Raw genomic sequence first — 5,081 nt, forward strand, 5'->3', positions numbered from 1 at the left:
TAAGTTAATTTTCTGGTCTTAAACCCTATAGATCGTTAACATTAAATTTATAAGTTAAGTGTCGATCTTATTTATCTATAGGAGGATGTGATTAAACAAAATTTTATATTAAGTAAATCCTTAAATATCAATGCATTGGACTTTTTGATATATAAAATGGATTTTATCACAACCTCATATACTAAGATACAACTTTTGATATTAAATATTGTAGTACATAAGTAGCTAGTAAATATAATATAGCATAGAAAAAAGCAAAAATTGCTGAAAATCATGTAAGTTAACGGTTACATGTGAAAATTTAGATATTACTGGACTTGTGTTATTAAAAATTATTATTTATAATTTTTAATAACAAATAAGTAATTTAATAGCTATGATGGAGAAGTTAGTTATGTAGACTCTAAAGAGAGCTGATGGTTGGTGCAAGTCAGTGACGAAACATAATGAATATTCGCTCTTAAGCTGCAGGCTGAAATTAAGTAGGCTGTGCCGTAAAACCTACGTTACAGGTAAAAGTGGATTAATTTATGTAATCAAGCAGGGTGGTACCGCGAGAAAAGACTCGTCCCTTTATCGTAGGTGCTTTTTTTATACCCAAAATACATAGGTAATCAATTAGAGTGGTACCGCGATATATTCGCCTCTAGCATTGTTAGAGGCGATTTTCTTTTACATTTTTGATTTACCACTATACAGTATTGAAAGTGAAAAGTATTTAAATTCATTCATTAAGATATAATGGTTTCGCGAATCTTTATATAAATAAATCACTAACATAATTTGAAGAGGGGGCTATTTATGAATATATCTTTTATAGTAGTAGTTATTTATATTGGCATATTATTTTGTATTAGTTTTTATGCTAGAAAAAAGGCATCATCAGGGGCAGAAAGTTATATATTGGCAGGTAGAGGGTTAAATACTACACTTATTACTGTTTCCATGGTAGGTATAGCAATAGGGGGATCATCTACCATAGGAGTAGCTGAGCAAGCTTATAAGGTAGGCCTTTCAGCAGGGTGGTATACTGTTGCCTGGGGAGTAGGATCTATCCTTATGGGATTAATTGGGGCAAAAAAGTATAGAGAGTTAAATGTTTCTACAGTACCAGAAATGTTTGAAAAATTCTATGATACTAAAGGAAGAATCATTTGTGTAATAGGACAAATAGTGATTCAGCTTATGATAACTTCACTTCAGTATATAGCAGGAGGAGCAATTTTATCTTCACTGCTTCCAGCTGTATTCACATTAAAAACAGGAATGATTATTAGTGCAATTGTGTTTATTGGAATAACCTTTATTGGTGGTATGTGGTCTACTGGGCTGTGCAATTTATTTAATGTGCCTTTAAAGTACACTGGAATTATTATAGTTACATTATTAGCGGTAGCTTTTGGAGGTGGAATACATAATATATCTTTAAAGATTCCACATGCTGCTACCTATTTCCATCCAACGGCGGGCCTTGGAGTACCTACAATAATAGTATGGTTTATAGTTATGATTACTGAATGCTTTTCTGTTCAGGGAGTTGTACAGGTTTCCTTCTGTGCAAAAAATGCAGAGGCGGCAAGAAGAGGGTATATAATAGGTGGACTTTTAATGATACCTATAGGATTTTTAGCAGCTTTACTTGGAATAGTTGCTAGGGCAACTTATCCAGATGTAAGTGCAACTATGGCATTACCAAAGATTATTACCTCTCTAAATCCATTAGCAGCTGGCATAACTTTAGCAGCCTTATGGGCAGCAGATGTGTCGACAGCTTGTAACATGCTTTTAGGTTCAGCAACCTTATTTTCACAAGATGTATATAAAAGATTTGTTAATCAAGGTATAGAGGAAAAGAAGTTAATGATTATTACCAAAGTTTTTGTAGTAGTTTTAGGCATAATAACTTTCTTTATAGCTTCACAGGCTAAAGGCATATTGAGTTTATTGATGTTGGCATTAAGCTTAACTACTGCTTTCACCATAGTATTTATATTTACTATTTTTAAGCCATCTATCTGCAGAAAAAATTCAGCTTTTAATACTGCAGTAGCAGGAATGATAGTATTAGTTTTGTGGCAGTTGGTGCCAGCTGTAAGAATACTACCGCATGTAATATATGCTGAGTGGATAGTATGTTTAACAGTGTTTTTAATAACTCCATTATTTGATAGAAAAGCTATCAAGGATGTAGCTGGAGTTGAAATAGCATAACATTTAAAGGGGGCATTTTATAATGAAGAATATGGAAATAAAATATGGAAGCACATGTATGAGTGTGGCAGTGGAAGAAGAAAATTTAATTGGGGTAATAGAAGCTAATAAGTTATCAGAAGAAAAAACTGAAGAAGAAGTTATTAAGGATGCTTTAGAAAATCCTATAGGCAGTGCTAGGCTTAAAGAACTTGTACATGATGGGGAAAGAGTATGTGTAGTAATTCCAGACGTTACTAGAGCTTGGCAAAAAACAGATAAATATTTAAATGCAATTGTTGAGGAATTGAATGCTGGTGGAATAGAGGATAAAAATATAGTTTTCATAAGTGCCTTAGGTTCACATAGAAAGCAAACAAGAGAAGAACATGAAAAATTACTTGGAGAAAAACTTTCAGAAAGATTTAAGGTAATAGATCATGACTGTTACGATAAAGAGAATTTAGTATATCTTGGAGAAACTACTTATGGAAATCGCGTATATATAAATAGAATTGCAATGGAATGTGATCATATAGTAATTACAGGTGGGATAGTATATCACTTACTTGCAGGTTATGCTGGAGGAAAGAAAACTATACTTCCAGGTATATCAGGAGCAGAAACTATAATGAAAAATCATTCACTTTCACTAAATGATAACCTAGGAGAAAGTGTAAAGGCTGGAGTATGTTCTGGAGGTACGGAAGATAATCCAGTACATTTAGATATGCTTGAAGCTGCCAGTTTTGTAAAACCTACTTTTATGTTCAATGTAATAATGGGTCCAGAAGGACAAATAGCTGCTGCAGTAGCAGGAAACTATATAGCTGCTCATGAGCAAGGTATGAAAATTCTTAAGAATATAGATGGAGTAGATATAGAGGAAAAGGCTGATTTAGTAATTGCTAGTGCAGGAGGATATCCAAAGGATATAAACTTGTATCAATCTGTAAAGACGCTGACAAATGCAAGAGAGGCAGTGAAGGAAGGCGGATATATAATTGCAGCTTTAGAGTGCAGAGAGGGACTTGGTGGGGATAAAAACATTCAAGACTTAATTCTAAATTATGATAATATTTTAGATAGAGAAAAGTTTGTAAGAGATGATTTTACAATTTCTAAATTTATAGCATACTGCATGTGCGAAACTGCTTATAAGTTTAAGGTGATTTTAGTATCGGATATAAAACAAGAATTGGTTAAAAATGCAAATATCACTGTGGTAAAAACTGTAGAGAAAGCTTTAGAAATAGTTCATAAGGAAAAAGGAGAAAATCTTAAAACTTATGTAATGCCTCATGCAGCAAATACATTGCCAATGCTCACAAAATAAAGTGAAACTGTTATAGCCTTGCGTGCTCTATCTTAAAGAACCATAAGTGGATTTATATTAACAAATCTACTTATGGTTCTTTTTATGAATAATATGACTTTTTTGTATCATTTTATTAGTATTGTTTTGGTAACTATATCCCGTAAAAGTACGTACTTGCATTCAATAAGTATAATAGTATAATTGTAACAGATAGTTAAGATAAGGAGGTAATAAAAATGAAGGTAGTAGCAATTAATGGAAGTCCAAGAAAGCAGTGGAATACTGCCACTTTGTTAAATAAAGCGCTTGAAGGTGCGGCATCACAGGGAGCAGAGACAGAACTTATTCACTTATATGATTTAAATTTCAAAGGTTGTACAAGTTGTTTTGCATGTAGATTAATAAATGGTAAAAGCTATGGTAAATGTGCAATGAGAGATGAACTTACAGCTGTATTGGAAAAAGTTCAAAATGCAGATGCTTTGATTTTGGGCTCACCTATATATTTGGGCAATGTTACAGGAGAGATGAGATCATTTATGGAAAGACTTCTGTTCCCATTAGTAGAATATACTAAAGCACCTAAGCTTGCAAGAAAGAATATACATACAGGTTTGATATATACTATGAATGTATCAGAGGAAATATTAAAGAAAATTAATCTAAATAATATATTTGAGAATAATGAAATGATGTTTAAAAGATTTTTTGGAGAAGCAGAAACTATTTATAGTACTGACACCTACCAATTTAATGATTATTCAAAGGTAGTTTCAGATATGTTTAATTATGAAGAAAAATTAAAAAGACGACAGGAAATGTTTCCTAAAGATTGCGAGAAAGCCTTTGATATGGGAGTTAGACTTACAAAACAATATTAAGATAATGGAGGACTAAGAAATGAAAGTTGTTGCTTTTAATGGTAGCCCTAATAAAGAAGGAAATACTTATCACGCCATAAAATTGGTTGCAGATGAGTTAGAAAAAGAATCTATAGAGGTTGAAATTATACATGTTGGAAATCAAGTTATAAGAGGATGTATGGCCTGTGGAGGCTGTTTTAGAAACAAAAATGAAAAGTGTGTCTTAAAAGATGATCCTTTAAATGAATGGGTCCAAAAAATGAAAGAAGCAGATGGTATAATACTAGGATCTCCTGTACATTATTCAGGAATAGGTGGAACAATGAAATCATTTTTAGATAGGGCCTTCTACGTTGCAAGCTCCAATGATAGCATGCTAAGACATAAGGTCGGAGCTGCAGTAGTAGCTGTAAGGCGTTCTGGCGGGCTTCCTACTTTTCAACAATTAAATAATTATATAAATTACTCTGAAATGCTTATGCCAACATCAAGTTACTGGAATGTTATTCATGGTGCAAGAGCAGGAGAGGCATTACAGGATGGAGAAGGAGTTCAAATTATGAGAACTCTAGGTAAGAACATGGCGTGGTTACTTAAACTCGTAGAAAACGGTAAAGGAAAAGTAGAAGAGCCAGAAAGAGAAAATAAAATATTTACAAACTTTATACGTTAAACTATTTAGAGTTTTATATTATAGACATCCACGGCCG

The 5,081-nt window shown here is 32.8% G+C and carries 4 protein-coding genes and 1 other annotated feature; all 4 genes read left to right on the top strand.

Going from position 1 to position 5,081, the window contains the following annotated elements; all coding sequences use genetic code 11:
- Positions 1-367 precede the first annotated feature (367 nt).
- Positions 368-576: a binding site (T-box leader), on the top strand.
- A gap of 225 nt (positions 577-801) precedes the next feature.
- The 4 genes from I6U48_RS26135 (at position 802) to I6U48_RS26150 (ending at position 5,044) form a co-directional block, all read left to right on the top strand.
- On the top strand, positions 802-2,211 hold the full coding sequence (locus I6U48_RS26135; protein ID WP_218323444.1) for a sodium:solute symporter family protein: 1,410 nt from the start codon (positions 802-804) through the stop codon (positions 2,209-2,211).
- Between the two features lie 22 nt (positions 2,212-2,233).
- A complete protein-coding gene (locus I6U48_RS26140) occupies positions 2,234-3,526 on the top strand; it encodes a lactate racemase domain-containing protein (protein ID WP_218323445.1) in 1,293 nt (430 codons plus the stop codon).
- A 218-nt stretch (positions 3,527-3,744) separates the two neighbouring features.
- Positions 3,745-4,389 carry a flavodoxin family protein gene (locus I6U48_RS26145; RefSeq protein WP_218323446.1) on the top strand — a complete coding sequence of 215 codons (645 nt, stop codon included), beginning with the start codon at positions 3,745-3,747 and terminating at the stop codon, positions 4,387-4,389.
- A gap of 19 nt (positions 4,390-4,408) precedes the next feature.
- Positions 4,409-5,044, top strand: a complete 636-nt coding sequence (locus I6U48_RS26150) for a flavodoxin family protein (protein ID WP_218323447.1) — start codon at positions 4,409-4,411, stop codon at positions 5,042-5,044.
- Positions 5,045-5,081: the final 37 nt, after the last annotated feature.

The organism is Clostridium thailandense (assembly GCF_019207025.1).
Taxonomy (GTDB): Bacteria; Bacillota; Clostridia; order Clostridiales; family Clostridiaceae; genus Clostridium_AM; species Clostridium_AM thailandense.